The following is a 15,540-nucleotide window of genomic DNA, read 5'->3' as shown; positions in this document are numbered from 1 at the left end:
CACGAAATGCCTGTTTTCAATGATGGAATCACCGAAACCGCTTCACCGGAGACCGCGAATGTGGTCCAGACCGACGTGCTGATCGTCGGATCCGGACCGGCCGGCAGCTCCGCGGCGCTGTTCCTGTCCAACCAGGGCATCGCGAACATCATGATCACCAAGTACCGCTGGACCGCCAACACGCCGCGGGCGCACATCACCAACCAGCGCACCATGGAGGTGCTTCGCGACGCGGGCATCGAGGACCAGGTCCTGGCCGAGGCGACGCCGCACGAACTGATGGGTGACACCGTCTACTGCGAGTCCATGGCGGGCGAGGAAATCGGCCGCCGCCCCACCTGGGGCCTGCGCCCCGACCGCCGCGCCGACTACGAGCTGGCCTCCCCCTCGATGCCCTGCGACATCCCGCAGACCCTGCTGGAACCGATCATGCTCAAGAACGCCACCATGCGCGGCACCCAGACGCAGTTCTCCACCGAATACCTCGGCCACACCCAGGACAGCGAGGGCGTGAGCGTGCAGGTATTGAACCGGCTCACCGGACACGAGTACACGATCCGCGCCAAGTACCTCATCGGCGCCGACGGCGCGCGCTCGAAGGTGGCCGCGGACATCGACCTGCCGATGGAAGGCGCCATGGACATCGGCGGCTCCATGAACATCACCTTCAAGGCCGACCTCGCCCACCTGGCCGCCCACCGTCCGTCGATCCTCTACTGGGTCTTCAATCCCGGCTCCAACATCGGCGGCCTGGGCGCCGGTTTGATCCGCATGGTCAGGCCGTGGAACGAGTGGCTGATCTGCTGGGGATTCGACATCAACGGCGAGCCCCCGGTCCTCGACAACGACGAAGCCATCAGGGTCATCCGCAACCTGGTCGGCATCGAGGACCTCGAGGTGGAGATCCTGGGCTACTCGCTCTGGGGAAACAACGAGCAATACGCCACGCACCTGCAGAAGGGGCGCGTCTTCTGCGCGGGAGACGCCATCCACAAGCACCCGCCGAGCCACGGGCTGGGTTCCAACACCTCCATCCAGGATGCCTACAACCTGGCCTGGAAGCTGGCGGCAGTCATCAAGGGCCAGGCCGGCGAGGAGCTGCTGGAGACCTATTCGGCCGAACGGGCACCGGTGGCCAAGCAGATCGTCACCCGCGCCAACGACTCCGGACGCGAGTACAAGCCGATCTTCGATGCCCTGGGTGTCACCGATGCGACCACCGACGAGGAGTTCACCGAGAAGCTGAAGCTGCGCAAGGAGAACTCGCCCGAGGGCGCGGCACGCCGCAAGGCGCTGCGGGCCGCACTGGACAACAAGGACTACGAATTCAATGCCCAGGGCACGGAGATCGGCCAGTTCTACGAATCAAGCGCGGTGGTTTCCGACGGCGGCACGCGGCCCGAACCAACGCAGGACCCGATGCTCCATCACCAGAAGTCGACATACCCCGGGCTGCGCCTGCCGCACGCCTGGATCGGCGACAGGGACCGGAAGTTCTCCACCCACGACATTGCCAAGGGCACCGGGTTCACCCTCTTCACCGGCATCACCGGGCAGGCATGGGCCGACGCCGCAGCCGAGGTCGCCTCGCGGCTGGGCATCGAACTTGCCGCAGTCGTCATCGGCGAGGGCCTCGAGGTGCAGGACCTCTACGGCGACTGGCTGCACCAACGCGAGGTCGATGAGGACGGCGTCATCCTGGTCCGCCCGGACAAGCACATCGGATGGCGCTCCCACCGCATGGTCCAGGACCCCGGCGCCGCGCTCTTCGAGGTGCTGTCCTCGATCCTGGGGCGCCCGGTCCCCGGTCCTGCGGTGTCGATCGATGAACTCATGGAACTTGCCCACTAGCCTCCCGACCTCGACGGCGATGGCCGGCCTCCGCACTGCGGGTGCCGGCCATCGCCGTGCGGGCACGTGCAATGCACGGGCACAGCCGCGATCCCCGCTTCGCCACGGCAGTCGTAGCTCACAGCGCTGGCCCACGATCTCGACTCGTGATGGCCATCCGAACCTGCTAGTATTACTTCTTGTGTGTCCGCGCAGGTCGACGGGCACTTCTCCCGGGTCGCCATAGGTATCCCCACGCCGCTCAGTCAATGGCCCGGAAGATATCCCTCACCGACCATACAAGCGATGAGCAAGAGAGTTTAATACAGTGGCTAATATCAAGTCCCAGAAGAAGCGCATTCTCACCAACGAGAAGTCGCGCCAGCGTAACGCTGCCGTCAAGTCCGAGCTTCGCACCGCAATCCGCGCAGTGAACACTGCCGTTGCAGCCGAAGACAAGGATGCAGCAGCAGCTGCCCTGGTTGCAGCAGGTCGCAAGATCGACAAGGCCGCTACGAAGGGTGTGCTGCACAAGAACAACGCAGCCAACCACAAGTCGGCCATCTCCAAGAAGGTTAACGCCCTCTAAGGATTGCTTCACTGAATCGTCAGGCTCCTTTTCCTCCATTTCTAGGGGAAAGGGAGCCTTTCGTGTTTGATGACGGCAGCCCTCCCCCGCGACGTGCGTCGTTGTGGGCCGATCTAGGGGAATTCCGGTGGACGTCCATCATCCGGGCCCAGTGTGGGCCCCTCGCTTCACGGGCTAGTCGGGTGGGGATCGTTCCGCGAAGTCGAGAACCCTTCGTTCGCCCCTGCGCTCAGGGCACCTGCACCGGCAAGTATCTTGTGGGACCGGGGCAAACGGTCCAGAATCGGAAAGCACCGGTGGATTCCGACCAGATGGCATTTGAGCGATCCACCGCAAGGCCCGACGAGCCTGTGGCCACCACCCGAAGAGTCGTGACGTGACCGCGTATTTCCCCACCGCGGGCACCCGGTTCCGGCGGGAGGTACGGCGGGGACTGCGGAACTGCCCATTTTCCCTCAGCCGACCTCGCGACAGGTTGCGGACTGCATTCGATCCCGAAGCAGGCAGCCACCGAGTAGGGCTCGGCCGCAAATTCGATCTCCACGTCGCCCACGTCAACATACGCCACAGCCGGGCAGGCGGCCCCGGGCTTGACCACGGCCAAGACAACGGTGATGAACACCGCCAGCAACCCGGCGGCCAGGACAACGGACTTTCCCTGCTTCATGCTGTGAGCATAGCCCGGAACCGGTAGCGATCGACGCGGCTTTGGCGCGGGACGTGGTTGCGTTCCACGGCAATTCGAGACTGCCGGCGAGGGGAAATCGAAAGCACATGGCAGGCTCTTCGCCGTGCTCCAGACTCAGCGTCCCTCCGCCCTGGTACTAGCGGCGGGCGGCCAGGGAAATCTGGGTTACGGCACGCTCCACGGCGTATTCCGGATCCCGCGAGGCGCCCTTGACCTGGGCATCGGCTTCGGCCACCAACCGGATGCAGCGGGCGAGGTCGTCGGGGTTCCAGTGCCGGGCCTGTTCCTGGGCCTGCTGGACCTGCCAGGGCGGCATGCCGAGTTCGCTGGCGAGCTGCCCAGACGACTTGCGCGCCCCGGCGACCTTGGCGACCTGGCGCAGCTTCATGGCCAGCGTCGCAACGATGGGCACCGGGTCGGTGCCCGTGGCCAGGGCGTGGCGCAAGGTGCTCAGCGCGATGTCCGCCCGGCCGGCCAACGCAGCGTCGGCCACCTTGAATCCGGTGGCCTCCACGCGCCCGCCGTAGTACTTGTCGACCATGTCCTGGTCGATGGCTCCGGTGGTGTCCTGCAAGAGCTGCGAGCAGGCGGCAGCCAATTCGGACAGGTCGCTGCCCAGGGCGGCAACCAGGGCGCGTGCGCCCTCGGCACTGAGCTTGCGCTTTGCGGCCCGGAATTCCTGGGTGACGAAGTCGATCTTTTCCGCGTCCTTTTTCAGCGGCTGGCAGTCAACCACCACCGCCCCGGCGGCCTTGAGGGCATCCAGCAGCTTCTTGCCGCGCACTCCCCCGCCGTGGTGCATGACCAGGGTGACTTCGGGTGCCGGGGACTTCGCGTAGGCCAGGGCGTCGTTGAGGAAATCCTCGTTCATGGTCGCCAGGCCACGGACCTCGATCAGCTTCGTTTCGCTGAAGAGGGACGGGCTGGATGCCAGCAGCATTTCCCCGCGCTCGTAGCTGCTCGCCTCGAAGCGGGTCAACTCGATCTCGGCGCCCGCACGCAGGGTGCTGCGCACGGTGTCGAAGGCCCGTGTGGCAAGCAACTCCTCGGTACCCTGCAACAGGATCAGCGGGGCAGGGGCCACGGACCGCCATGAAATGCCCGCGTTCTTGGATGCTCCTCGTGGCGCTGCCATGACCGACCTTTACCTAGTGTTTGACGAACCCCATCGATCCTATCGCCAACCCGAAAAAGCTTCGTCACCCACGGCCCTTTGCCGGCATCCGTGTCGGTGTCGATTCCTCGGCCGGACCCAGCGAGGAGACCCGCAGCCCTTCCCCGTCCCAGCCGACAATGATGGTTCCGCTGAGGTCGGTGCGCATCACGGCCACCTTGTTCTCCTCCAAGGCCCGCAGGGCCTCGTCCGAGGGGTGCCCATAGGTGTTCTCCCTGCCGACACTGACCAGCGCCAGTGCCGGGCGGACTGTCGGCGCCGTGCGAACGCCGCCATTTTCGGCACCGTGGTGCGAAACCTTGAGCACATCCGCGTGCCCGATAAGTCCCTTGTCGATGAGCTGGTCCATGGCTTCATCCTCCATGTCGCCGGTCGCCAGAACGGAGATCCGGCGCTGGTTCCCAGGCACCTCGATCTCGAAGCGGATGACGAGGGAAGCGTCGTTCTCTCCCGTGAACACCCCGTTGGGGATCGGGCCCAGGACCCGCCAGGCCACCGTGCCGGCGGTTCCTGTCGCGCCGGAACCGAGCTGGCTGGCGGGCACCTTGATGCCACGGGAGTCGGTGAGCCGGGGCGGGTCCGCCGGGTCATCGGCCGTCGAGCAATAGAGGTCCTCCACGGGCCGCCGCTCACCCACCCCGGCAATCCCGCCGTCATGGTCCGCATGGCGGTGGGTGATGAACAATGCGGCCACCTTCCTCACGCGCATCCGCTGCAGGCAGGCCGCGATGTCCTCCGGGGTCCTGCCGGTGTCGACCACCACGGCCCCGGCGACTCCGGCATTGATCAACAACCCGTCGCCCTGGCCGACATCGCAGGCAACCACCAGCCAGTCGACGACGGGTGCCGGCACCAGCGCGGTGACCGGCAACAGCAGGCCCAGCAGCACCCCGGTCACCACGCCCTGTGCCGCCAGGGGCATGCGCGATCTCCAGGATCCGGAGGACGGATGCACGTGGCCCAGTGCCACCAGCGTTCCCAGCACGATTCCCCACGCGAGCAGAACGCCCGCCACCCCAACCGGCCACGGACGCAGCGCCCCGGGCAGCGACGCAATCCAGGTTCCCACCAGACCCACCAGCATGGTGGGCATCCCGGCCACCCACACCAGTGCCATGCCCGCCAGCGGGAACACCATCAGGACCACCACGGCCAGCGTCCCCGCCACGGTGATGAGGGCAATGAAGGGCGAAACCAGGAGATTCGCCGGAACCGAGTACAGCGAGAAGGCGGGGTTCAGCGCCACAAGGACCGGAAGACAGGCGATCTGCGACGCCAGCGCAATCGCCGTCCCCTCCGCCAGGATGGCAGGCATCCACCGATTCAGCCCAGCGGCCATCCGCCGGCCGATGACCACGATTCCGGCAGTGGCCAGGACCGATAGCTGGAAGGCGGGCTCGCCGGCCAGCCAGGGATCAATGGCCAACAGCAGCACGACGGCGAGGATCAGGGCCGCGAGGGCGTTTCTGCCGCGGGAAGCGTGCAGGCCCACCGCGGCGATGGTCCCCATCACCGCCGCGCGCAGGACACTGGGTTCGTAGCCCACCAGGAACACGAATCCGAGCAACGCCGCCAGACCCAGCCCCAGCGTAGGCAGCCGGCCGAGTCCCAGCATGCGACCAAGGGAAATGACGAAGCCCAGCACCATGGCACAGTTTGCCCCGCTGACAGCACTCAAATGTGAAAGTCCGGCCACCTTCATGGCCTCATTAAGGGCCTCGTCCGTCCCGCTGCGGTCCCCGAACACCATGCCGGGGAGCAGGGTTCGGGCCGGTTGCGGAAGCGATGCGCAGGCCGCCACGAAGCGGGCGCGCATCGCCTCGAACACCCCAGGCGGCTTGGGCTCGCCCACCGGCAGCAGGTCCGCGGCGGCGTTGAGCCAGAAGCGCTGCCGGTCCCCGGGCTCGGCGGCCGAAACCTTGGCCAGCACCTCGACGGTGCTGCCGCCGGCCGGCGGGACGCCTCCGGCGCGGGATTCGGCATAGCTCAGCCGCACCGGCACTCCGGAGACGACCCAGTTCCCTCGCCGGGCCACGGAGAGCACGCGCGCCTCGACGGTGAACTGTCGATGTTCCCGGGCGTCCTCGGAGAACCTGTCGATGACGCTCCCGGCCCTCGGGGCTGCTGTGAAGGCGAGCTGGACACGCACCGGCGACCCGCCGGACGCCGCTGCCTCCAGCTCGGCCGGGTTGCTGCCAGCCCCGGTCAGCACCAATTGCGTGAAGACCAACGCGGCAGCGGCACAGGCCAGTGCCGGTGCTGCAAAGCTGGGCGTCGCAACTCCGCCCAGCCGCCCGTGCCGGGGACGCAGCAACGCCAGCAACCCCGTGCCGCCGGCCAGCCACAGCCCCACCGCCCAATACAGCTGGCGGGCTTCGGCCAGCTGCACCCCGCCCAGCGCCGCGGCCCAGGTCGCGGCCAACGCCCAGCAACCGCGCACATCGATTGGCCCCGGTTCCGGCTCCGGTTCGTCTTTCGGCCGCCGTGCCAGCGCAGCGCGGAGGAAATTTGCAAGCCGCCCCAGGCCCGGATCCTGGTGCCGCTTGCTTCCTGCTCCAGCATCGCCCCATTCGTGAGAACCCATGCACTCAAGACCATACGATGAACGTTGCCATGCGGTCCGGGCAGCGCCCGGCTGTGGACAACAACGGTGCCTTCCGGGAATCGGAGGCGGAAGGAGCACGACATCGGCACTGCTGCCGAGGCGCAACCTTGGCTCGGTCTGGCCGATTCAACCGGCATCATGGTTGGTTTCGGACATGCGGACGCACATATAGGAGCTTGGCGGCAACGATTCGGCTTCTCCGTGGTCGAGTAGCGCGCGTTCAAGGTTGCCAAGCTAGACGCTGCCCGTGGCCGGATTCGAGGGGCGCCTCAGGGTCAGCAGCACTTTCCACGTGTCGGGAATCGACCCGAGCGAAGTCCTGCTGCTGCGCAACACCTTCAAGAAGGACGGGCTGACCGGCCCCGATGGCCTCACACCCGCGATGGACATGGCCTACGTCCGCGAGTAGAGGGTGAAGTTCCTCCATATCGCGAATCTTGGAACCTCGCAGTTAGTAAACCATTTGGTCATTCGTCGGTATATGGATACGATGGCTACGTTCGATGAAGCGCGCACGGAGCGCGAAGCGTGGACCCGGCTGCAGTGCCCTTCTCAAGATGTTGTCACCACGGTGTGCGGCGCCTAGCGACACCGTTGCTGCCGCAGGACCGGGCTACTTCTGACTGTTGAGGACTGCCAGCGTGCCGTCTTCCGCTTGCTGGGCATTGCCAGCGCACGGGTGGGCGTTCCAAGGTTCCGTATGGGAAAGGTTTCGAATGGACTTTGACGAAAGTGTCGCCGATCAGCTGATCTCCGCGTGCGATGAGGCAGTTGCGGTGTTGAGCGAGCAGCGTGGGCCGCGAGCATCTGTGACCGGAGAGGCGCTGGATGAGTTTCGTGGGCCGTTCGCCGTGATGTTCCAGCGGAATGCTGCTGCGCAGTCGGCGGCACGGAACATAGTGGTCGGGGCGCTGGAGAATCTGACAAGTCAGGTGCGGTTCGCGAAGACCCAGGCCGAACAGGCCCGCCAGGAACTAAAGAACGAGCAGGCGAAGGCCCTGTGGCATCTGGCCCAGGACGGCTTCATGGCTGTTGGTGCCGAGTATGTGAGGGCCCGGGTTCTGGGGCTTACGTTTCCTGGATGGTTCTCCGAGTCCGAGGTTCGCCGCCCCGAAGTGGTTCTCCCACCGATGGTCTTCGAGCCTCACGTGTGGGCAACCGGCGGGGGCTCGGGCACGAGTTCCGCCGTGCCGGACGCTTTGAAGCGGGCGTCAGCACTGTTCACCGAACAGCGCGAAGTCGTTGAACAGACGTGCGAACGCGTCGTGCGTGCCCTTGGTCAGTTCCAGGCTTCATGCTCGTGGGCGTTGAGTGACGTGGACGCGTTCGCTCCGGCCGTCTCTCGGTTTAACAAGGATGACCGCGATGATGACGAGAAATTGTGGTGGATTGCGGACGCGTTCCGTACCGCCGGGCAAGGCGCCGATTTGACCGTGCCGATTGAGTTGTCCACGACGTCTCTGGCCCTGGCTATCTCCCCGAGCGAGGTGCCCGGGGAGACCCTCCTGACGTTTCTCGCCACGGCTTCGCCACTGGAGGTGGAAGTTGCGTCGGGGAATCCGGAATGGGTCAACCCCCTGGCCTCGGTGCCCCCGGAACGGGTCGCCAAGTGGTGGGCCGGGCTACGCGGCCCCGGCAGCAAGGTGGAGCTTGATGCATCGAACGGCTATTCGGTGCAGCAGCGGGTTCTACTGGGATCTGCACCCAAGGTGTTCGGGTCCTTGGACGGAATCCCTGCGCTGGACCGTGTGTATGCCAATGAATTGGTTGCGGGATCGGATATCGAGGCGGCCGAGTCGGAGCTCGCCATGCTTCGGAAAGTCGCTGTCGGTGACCCGATGGCGTACCGGACCGAGGGGCGCCGGGAATTCCTCGTGAAGGAGATCGAGTACCTGAAGAAGGTTAGGTCCGGGGATGTGCAGTTGTATTTGTATGACCGTGGGAAGTCGCGGATCATTGAAATGATCGGAGCCCCGGATCAGGATACTCAGCGCGTGATCACGTATATTCCCGGCACCTTTACGAGCCGAGCGAGTTTTTACGATGGCGGTACTCAACAAATTTCTAAGTACCTGGTCCGTTGGGCTCCTCGTACGACGGCGTTCGTGTATAAGGACGGAATCTTCCCGGGGGAAGACCCCTACGCCGGCGAGCAAGATAATGTTCGTCTTAGTGAGGCGAACGACCCGGAACGTGGCTTGGACGCTGGACGCCAGCTTGCAAGCTTCCAGCGCGGGATGCAATCGGACCCGCTGCTTCAGGGAACCGAGCAGATCGGCATCGGACACAGTTGGGGGTATCAGAACCTCACGAGTTCCGAAATTTTTGGTGCCGAATACGAAAAGTCCATTTCCCTGTCGGGGGCCGGGATGCATGAACAGTGGGTCCCCGATGCGGAAACGCAATACATGAATTACGTATACGAGGGAGATGGCTTGTACATAATGCAAGATACGGGGCTGGTTTGGGACGGTAAAGTGCCACGTGCCCATGAGGCTTTTGAGAACCATGTCTACGCCAGGCCTTTCGGTGAGGGCGGCCTGGCTGACGACCACACCGTCATCGCGTCCGACAGTCAAGACAATAAGAAAGTACTAAAGGACATGCAAAAGCTGGTGAAGAAATGATTCGAGTGCGATTGGCTGTCGCTGCGGTGGCGCTGCTGTTAGGTACTACGGGGTGCGCGCCCAGCGAGTCTGGTGAACCCACCAGTACGGTCGGAATAGAAAGGAGCACCCCCGTGGAGAACGAGTTGACGTGGCAGAAGGCCAAGGCCCGGGCGCAAGCCATGGAAATGGAGATCGCCAAGCTGATTCCCGAAGACAAAGTGGTGAAGATCGACCAGGGAAAAACCGGTACATTATTCAGCTGCAGTGAAACACTACACAATTGGAATGGGGCGACCACTGTTTCTTTGAGCAAGGGGACAGAGCCAGAGTCTCTCGTCAAGGCGATTGAAGCACATTACCAGGACAGCCGCTTCACCATCGAAACAGATGTCGACATTGTCGGAGACTATCGGGTGCAGCTTCGTTCTCCGGACACTGCAGAGAATTACATCATCGTCAAGGATGGCCAGGGGACGATCAGTATCGATTCTGGTTCTGCTTGTTTCACCTTGCCTGAAGGCGAGTATCCGGGTGGTGATTTCTAAGCATTGCTGGCAAAGGTGGGTGCTCGCTGGATGCCCCTGGGTGCTCAAGACCGATGCGGCCTTCTGTACTGACGTCGACCAAAGTCCTAGTCAGCCTCCGGCCTCATCAATGTCCACACGCCCGAAATCAACCATGCCCTGGACCGGATCTTTCATCGGGTACCCGGGCGCCGTCGGTTCCGTGATTTTCCCGGGTCGGCGGCCCTTCCCGTTTTCGGGCAGCCGGCTGGCGGCCAGGTCGCGAGCCGGTGACGCCGAGATCCATGTCCCGGGCGTTGGTCTTTCACCAGCAGGTCGCCAATGCGGAGTGCCGACTGCGCGGGTCACGATCCGGCACTGGACAATCGCATAGCCGAGGCAACCACCGACAAGAAGTACTGAGTATGCCCCGAGACCCATTTCGGCGCCGTGATTACCCTTTCCCGTCAGGAGCACAGCGTGCACACCCTGGTGGAGCCGTTGGAGAAGCAGGGCTGACCCTGGGCTTCGCGTGCAACTTGTTCAAGCATGCTTGCTGGTATTAGACCCACCTCCTTTTACAACAGTATCTCCGCTGACAGCAAAAAAGATCACACCATCATCGCGACTAACAGCCAAGAGAATATGAAAGTGCTCGAAGACATGAGGGAGTTGGTGAAGAGATGAATCGTGTGCGATTCACAGTCGCTGCGGTGGCGCTGATGGTAAGTTTCACTGGATGCGCGCCAAGTGATCAGTACGGTGAACCGTCCAAATCGACGACAACGAAAGAGGCCGCACCTGTGGGGAACGAGTTGACGTGGCAGGAGGCCAAGGCCCAGGCGCAAGCCATGGAACTGGAGATCGCCAAGTTGATTCCCGAAGACAAAGTGGTGAAGATCGACCAAGGGAAAACCGGTACTCTATTCAGCTGCAGTGAAACACAACACAATTGGAATGGGGCGACCACTGTCACTCTGAGCAAGGGGACAGAACCAGAGCCTCTCGTCAAGGCGATTGAAGCGCAGTACCAGGACAGCCGCTTCACCATCGAAACAGATCTCAGCATCACTGGAAATTATCGGGTGCAGCTACGCTCTCCAGACACTGCAGCGTCCTACATCATCGTCAGAGATGACCCGAATGCAATTCGTATCGCTTCTGGCTCTGCATGCTTCACCTTGCCTGAAGGAGAGTATCCGCGTGGTGATTTCTAAGCATTGATGGCAAAGATGGGTGCTCGCCGGGTGCCCCTGGGACTTTGGTACTTGGATTTATTCTTGACGCTCAGGGCCGATGCAATCTTCCGTACGGGCGTCGAGCAACGTCATAGTCACTCACCTCCTTCAGCCTTGTCCGCAAGCCCGAAATCAACCATGCCCTGGCCCGGATCTTTCATCGGGTGCCCGGGCGCCGTCGGTTCCGTGATTTTCCACTGGAGGCGGAAGTTGCGTCGGGGAATCCGGAATGGGTCAACCCCCTGGCGTCAGTGCCCCCGGAACGGGTCGCCAAGTGGTGGGCCGGGCTACGCGGCCCCGGCAGCAAGGTGGAGCTTCGTGCATCGAGCGGGTATTCGGTGTTGAGATGATCGGCACCCCGAGCGAGGACACGCGGCGGGTGGCCACGTATGTTCCGGGCACGTTTACGAGCCTGAAGAGTTTTTACGACGGTGGAACCCAGGAATTCTCCAGGTACCTGGTGGAAGAAGCCCCGGGTACGGTGGCGTTCGTGTACAAAGACGGGCTCTTCCCGGGGGAAAACCAGCGTGAGCGCGGGACGGATCTCGGCCGCCTTGGTGAGGCTAACGATCCAGGGCGTGGATTGGACGCTGGACGGCAGCTGGCAAGCTTCCAGCCGGGGATGAAAACCGATCCGCTCCTTCAGGGCACCGAGCAGGTCGGGATCGGGCACAGCTGGGGGTACCAGAACCTCACGAGCTCTGAAATCTTCGGTGCCGAGTATGAGAAGTCGATATCCCTCTCCGGGGCCGGGATGCAAGAACAGTGGGTTCCGAATGCGGAGACCCTGTACTCGAATTTCGCGTATAAGGACGACGTCCTACTCTGGGCGCAACGAACGGGTCAGGTTTGGGACGGTAAGGTACCAATTACACATGAATCATTTACTAATCACGGCTACAACAGGCCTAACCATGGAAGTATCCTGCCTGATGGGAACCCGATTGACGACCACACTCTCATCGCCACCAACAGCCAAGAGAATAGGAAGGTGCTGAAGCACGTGCTCAACGAGGTAATGAAGTGATCCGGACACGATTGACAGCCATCGCCGCGGTGGTGCTGATGGCAGGTCTCAGCGGATGCATGCCAAGTGATCAGTCTGGGGACCCGACCAGCGTGACGACAACGGAGGAGGGAGGCGCTGTGGAGAGCGAATTGACATGGCAGGAGGCCAAGGCCCGGACGTTGGCCATGCAACTGGAGATCGCGGAGCTGATTCCCGAAGCCAAGGCCGTCAAGATCCATAACAAGAAAACCGGTACCCTGTTCAGTTGCAGCGAAACACAACATAACTGGCTCGGATCAGCCACAGTTACGTTGACGGAGGGTACTGAACCGGAGCCACTGGTGAAAGATATCGAAGCGCACTACCAGGACAGCGAGTTCGATATCGAAACAGATATTGACAATGTGGGAAATTACGAAATCCAGTTACGGTCATTGAACACTGCAGAGAATTATATCGTGGCTGCAGGATGGGACCCCGACACAATTCGTATCGATTCTGGATCTCCCTGCTTCACGTTGCCTGAGGGTGTCTATCCGGGCGGCGACTTCTAGGCACTGATGGCAAAGGGGGTGTGCTCGTCGCACGTCCATGGGATTTTGTCACTTGAGTTTATTCTTGACGCTCAGGGCCGATGCAATCTTCCGTACGGGCGTCGAGCAACGTCATAGTCACTCACCTCCTTCAGCCTTGTCCGCAAGCCCGAAATCAACCATGCCCTAGCCCGATCCATTTACCGGGGGCCCGGGCGCAGTCGGTTCCGTGATTTTCCCCGGGTCGGCGGCCCTTCCCGTTTCGGTCAGCCGGCTCCAAGATCAAGCACCGGAAAACTGCATTGCCGAGGCACCACCGACAAGAATTACTGAGAATGTCCCAGAGCTATTTTTTCGGGAATCAGCTTGCCGATCTCCAGTTCCATGGATTGTGTCTGGGCCTTGGCCTCCTGCCACGTCAACTCATTCTCCACAGGTTCGCCCCCCGTTGTCTTCGTATAGTTCAGTGCCACCGACGGATCAGAGGGTGCGCAACCGGTGAGACTTACCAATAGCACCAATGTGGCGCCGGTGAATCGTGTCCGGATCATCTGACCACCTTCTTGTGCGCGTCTCCGAGAGTTTTCCAATTGTCTTCAATGGCGGTAGCGATGATGGTGCGGCCTCCCCTACGTCAGGCATAAGCGGTCCCACGCTGAGCAACCCCACCCCGGCCGCGAATGGCCGCCCGCTCGGCGCAAAACGCGATCGTGGATCAATCCGTGGCGCAATCGGCGGTGAGCGGATTCAGCGAACAACCCGCCCGGCAACGCTGACGATTGCGCCGCCGCCTTGAGCATGAACGCTCCGCAAATACCATCCTGGTGGGCGTCTCCATGACCGGTCCGTCGCCATTTACCTTGACGGCTTCATCGCCGGATGTCGCGGAGGCCAACTGCACGTCATCATACGGGCGAGCCAGGATGTAGCCACCCCTGCCATCGATGCCTAGAACTCGCCGCGTGAAGGCACGCCCTCCGGCAAGGTAAAGCACGCAGACCCCGATGCAATGCGAATCGTTCCGGGCTCGAATATGCCGAAGATGTAGCTTTCTGCGGCGTCTCGTGAGCGTAATTGCACCCGATAGTCTCCAACGATGTCCAGATCGGATTTGATGGCGAAGGGGCCATCCCGGTAATGCGCCTCAATCGCCTTCAAGATTGGTTCTTCCTGGGTCCCCTCAGCTAAGGTGACGTTGGTTGACCCACTCCAATTGTGTTGTGTCTCGGAGCAACTGAACAGCAGGCCCGTCTCCCGCTGCTCGATCTTGGCCACCTTGTCTTGGGGAATCAGGTCGGCGATTTCCAGCTCCATTGCCTGGGCCTTGGCCTTGGCGTCCTGCTAGGTCAGCTCACTCTCCACGGGGGCAGTCCCTTCGGTTCCGGTCGTGCCGGTCGCTGCCCCGGACGTGCACCCGGTAAGCGCCGCCAACAGCACCAACACGGCAGCAGTGAATCGTGTCCGGATCATTTCATTACCCACCTAATCATGTCGAAGCGTGCCTCGAGATTGCCTTGGCCCTCGGGGTCGGCCCTCTGGATTTGACTATGGTCGTCAACCGGATCACCTTCACCGTCAGGCCTGGAATAGAAGCTATTGGTAAACGCCTCTTGAGTACTCGGTATCCTACCGTGCCAGACCAACCCTTTCCTTTGCGCCCAAAGCAAGGCATCGCGCTCATACACGAGATTCGTGTACTCGGTGTCCTCGTCCCGAACCCACTTTTCGTGCATTCCAGCCCCCGACAAGGAAGTGGACTTGTCCCACTTGGCACCGAAGATCTCAGAACTCGACAGGTTCTGGCAAGAAGAAGACATTGAACACCAGTATCTAGACGACGATGTGCTCAAAGGGCCGCCGTGCCATAGTCGCGCTGGCGATGCCCGTCTCCCGGGACGTCGGGCGGGAACCAACGGGCAAGATCCAGCCCGCCCGACCGCAGCCCGGGCGGCTCAATCGAAGACCACGCGTTCGCGCAGGTTGCCCAGCAGCGCCGGGCCGATGCCGCTCACGGCATCAAGTTCGCCGAGGTTCTTGAACGGTCCGTTGGCCAGCCGGAACTCCAGGATCCTGCCCGCCAGGGAAGGGCCGATGCCCGGCAGCTCCTCCAGTTGCCCCTGGTCGGCCGTGTTCACGTTGATTTTCCCCGGCTGGGTCCCGGTCCCGCTGGTTCCGTCCGACGTCCCGGGAGCCGGGACCCCGGCAGCCGGCGGCTGCCCGGTCTCGCCCCTGCGCGGGATGCGGATCTGTTCGCCGTCGCGGATTTGTGCGGCAAGGTTGATCGCCTCTGGGGCTGCATCCTTGGCCAGGCCGCCGGCCAGATCCACCGCGTCGAGGACCCTGGAGCCCAGCGGCAGGGAATAGACCCCGGGTTTCTTCACGGCGCCGACCAGATGGACCACGGCTGTCGCGCCGGCCACCGGAGGGGCAGTGGCGCCCGGCTCCTGCGGATCTTCCTCCGGCCACTGGATCCCCTGCGTTACCGGTGGCGCATCTGCTCTGTCGGGAGCCGGCACGGGATTTGCCTGCGATATGGGGGCAGTCTCCAGCGGGATGGATTCCGCGGCTCCTGGCGCACGCGGCGGCGGGTTGAACAACAGCGACACCGAGATCCAGGTCAGGGCCCCGAGAATCAGGACAATCGCGGCGGACCTGCCAATGAGCACGCGCAGGCGACCCGGGACGGGAGCCAGGTTGCTCCTTGTGGCATGATCCACCCACTCGTGAGAGCCCATGCCCTCCAGTGCACACGATCCTCGGGT

Annotated in this window: 13 protein-coding genes; 7 read left to right on the top strand and 6 right to left on the bottom strand. The window is 62.8% G+C overall.

Features of this window, described 5'->3' with window-relative positions; translation table 11 throughout:
* Nucleotides 1-6: 6 nt before the first annotated feature.
* Together KRR55_RS04935 and rpsT are read left to right on the top strand one after the other, a co-directional pair.
* Nucleotides 7-1,851, top strand: coding sequence for an FAD-dependent oxidoreductase (locus tag KRR55_RS04935; RefSeq protein ID WP_217387946.1), 1,845 nt, complete (start codon nt 7-9; stop codon nt 1,849-1,851).
* 307 nt (nt 1,852-2,158) lie between these two features.
* Nucleotides 2,159-2,419 (top strand): 30S ribosomal protein S20, encoded by a 261-nt coding sequence (gene rpsT, locus KRR55_RS04930; protein WP_217387945.1) that lies wholly within the window; start codon nt 2,159-2,161, stop codon nt 2,417-2,419.
* 229 nt (nt 2,420-2,648) lie between these two features.
* On the opposite strand, the gene KRR55_RS04925 is transcribed toward rpsT, so the two are convergent.
* The 3 genes from KRR55_RS04925 to KRR55_RS20570 all read right to left on the bottom strand — a co-directional run bounded on the left by KRR55_RS04925 (nt 2,649) and on the right by KRR55_RS20570 (nt 6,865).
* Nucleotides 2,649-3,086 carry a hypothetical protein gene (locus KRR55_RS04925; RefSeq protein ID WP_217387944.1) on the bottom strand — a complete coding sequence of 146 codons (438 nt, stop codon included), beginning with the start codon at nt 3,084-3,086 and terminating at the stop codon, nt 2,649-2,651.
* Between the two features lie 157 nt (nt 3,087-3,243).
* Nucleotides 3,244-4,242 carry a DNA polymerase III subunit delta gene (holA, locus tag KRR55_RS04920; RefSeq protein ID WP_217387943.1) on the bottom strand — a complete coding sequence of 333 codons (999 nt, stop codon included), beginning with the start codon at nt 4,240-4,242 and terminating at the stop codon, nt 3,244-3,246.
* A 64-nt stretch (nt 4,243-4,306) separates the two neighbouring features.
* Nucleotides 4,307-6,865 (bottom strand): ComEC/Rec2 family competence protein, encoded by a 2,559-nt coding sequence (locus KRR55_RS20570; protein ID WP_217387942.1) that lies wholly within the window; start codon nt 6,863-6,865, stop codon nt 4,307-4,309.
* A 737-nt stretch (nt 6,866-7,602) separates the two neighbouring features.
* On the opposite strand from KRR55_RS20570, the gene KRR55_RS04910 reads away from it, so the two are divergent.
* The 5 genes from KRR55_RS04910 (at nt 7,603) to KRR55_RS04890 (ending at nt 12,799) form a co-directional block, all read left to right on the top strand.
* Nucleotides 7,603-9,513, top strand: a complete 1,911-nt coding sequence (locus KRR55_RS04910; protein ID WP_217387941.1) for a hypothetical protein — start codon at nt 7,603-7,605, stop codon at nt 9,511-9,513.
* A 113-nt stretch (nt 9,514-9,626) separates the two neighbouring features.
* Nucleotides 9,627-10,040 (top strand): hypothetical protein, encoded by a 414-nt coding sequence (locus tag KRR55_RS04905; protein ID WP_217387940.1) that lies wholly within the window; start codon nt 9,627-9,629, stop codon nt 10,038-10,040.
* 641 nt (nt 10,041-10,681) lie between these two features.
* Nucleotides 10,682-11,215, top strand: coding sequence for a hypothetical protein (locus tag KRR55_RS04900; RefSeq protein ID WP_217387939.1), 534 nt, complete (start codon nt 10,682-10,684; stop codon nt 11,213-11,215).
* Between the two features lie 367 nt (nt 11,216-11,582).
* Entirely contained in the window at nt 11,583-12,263 is a 681-nt protein-coding gene (locus tag KRR55_RS04895; protein ID WP_217387938.1) for a hypothetical protein, read from the top strand.
* Nucleotides 12,264-12,274: 11 nt separating this feature from the next.
* Entirely contained in the window at nt 12,275-12,799 is a 525-nt protein-coding gene (locus KRR55_RS04890; protein WP_217387937.1) for a hypothetical protein, read from the top strand.
* Between the two features lie 305 nt (nt 12,800-13,104).
* Here KRR55_RS04890 and KRR55_RS04885 read toward each other — a convergent pair whose 3' ends face one another.
* From KRR55_RS04885 to KRR55_RS04875, 3 genes are all read right to left on the bottom strand, one after another.
* Complete coding sequence (locus tag KRR55_RS04885; protein WP_217387936.1) at nt 13,105-13,329, bottom strand: hypothetical protein; 225 nt, start codon at nt 13,327-13,329, stop codon at nt 13,105-13,107.
* Nucleotides 13,330-13,726: 397 nt separating this feature from the next.
* Entirely contained in the window at nt 13,727-14,092 is a 366-nt protein-coding gene (locus KRR55_RS04880) for a hypothetical protein (protein WP_217387935.1), read from the bottom strand.
* Nucleotides 14,093-14,730: 638 nt separating this feature from the next.
* Nucleotides 14,731-15,513, bottom strand: coding sequence for a ComEA family DNA-binding protein (locus KRR55_RS04875; RefSeq protein ID WP_217387934.1), 783 nt, complete (start codon nt 15,511-15,513; stop codon nt 14,731-14,733).
* Between the last annotated feature and the right edge of the window lie 27 nt (nt 15,514-15,540).

Source organism: Paeniglutamicibacter quisquiliarum (assembly GCF_019084045.1).
In the GTDB taxonomy this organism is placed as follows: domain Bacteria; phylum Actinomycetota; class Actinomycetes; order Actinomycetales; family Micrococcaceae; genus Paeniglutamicibacter; species Paeniglutamicibacter quisquiliarum.
Note: the sequence above shows the minus strand (reverse complement) of the source record. Positions and strands in the feature narration are given on the sequence as shown.

What these genes read in the sequence shown, in the direction of transcription:
- KRR55_RS04935 (WP_217387946.1), top strand. Translation starts at nt 7, where the DNA reads ATGCCTGTTTTCAATGATGGAATCACCGAAACCGCTTCACCGGAGACC.
- KRR55_RS04925 (WP_217387944.1), bottom strand. Translation starts at nt 3,086, where the DNA reads ATGAAGCAGGGAAAGTCCGTTGTCCTGGCCGCCGGGTTGCTGGCGGTG.
- holA (WP_217387943.1), bottom strand. Translation starts at nt 4,242, where the DNA reads ATGGCAGCGCCACGAGGAGCATCCAAGAACGCGGGCATTTCATGGCGG.
- KRR55_RS20570 (WP_217387942.1), bottom strand. Translation starts at nt 6,865, where the DNA reads ATGGGTTCTCACGAATGGGGCGATGCTGGAGCAGGAAGCAAGCGGCAC.
- KRR55_RS04910 (WP_217387941.1), top strand. Translation starts at nt 7,603, where the DNA reads ATGGACTTTGACGAAAGTGTCGCCGATCAGCTGATCTCCGCGTGCGAT.
- KRR55_RS04900 (WP_217387939.1), top strand. Translation starts at nt 10,682, where the DNA reads ATGAATCGTGTGCGATTCACAGTCGCTGCGGTGGCGCTGATGGTAAGT.
- KRR55_RS04895 (WP_217387938.1), top strand. Translation starts at nt 11,583, where the DNA reads ATGATCGGCACCCCGAGCGAGGACACGCGGCGGGTGGCCACGTATGTT.
- KRR55_RS04885 (WP_217387936.1), bottom strand. Translation starts at nt 13,329, where the DNA reads ATGATCCGGACACGATTCACCGGCGCCACATTGGTGCTATTGGTAAGT.
- KRR55_RS04880 (WP_217387935.1), bottom strand. Translation starts at nt 14,092, where the DNA reads ATGGAGCTGGAAATCGCCGACCTGATTCCCCAAGACAAGGTGGCCAAG.
- KRR55_RS04875 (WP_217387934.1), bottom strand. Translation starts at nt 15,513, where the DNA reads ATGGGCTCTCACGAGTGGGTGGATCATGCCACAAGGAGCAACCTGGCT.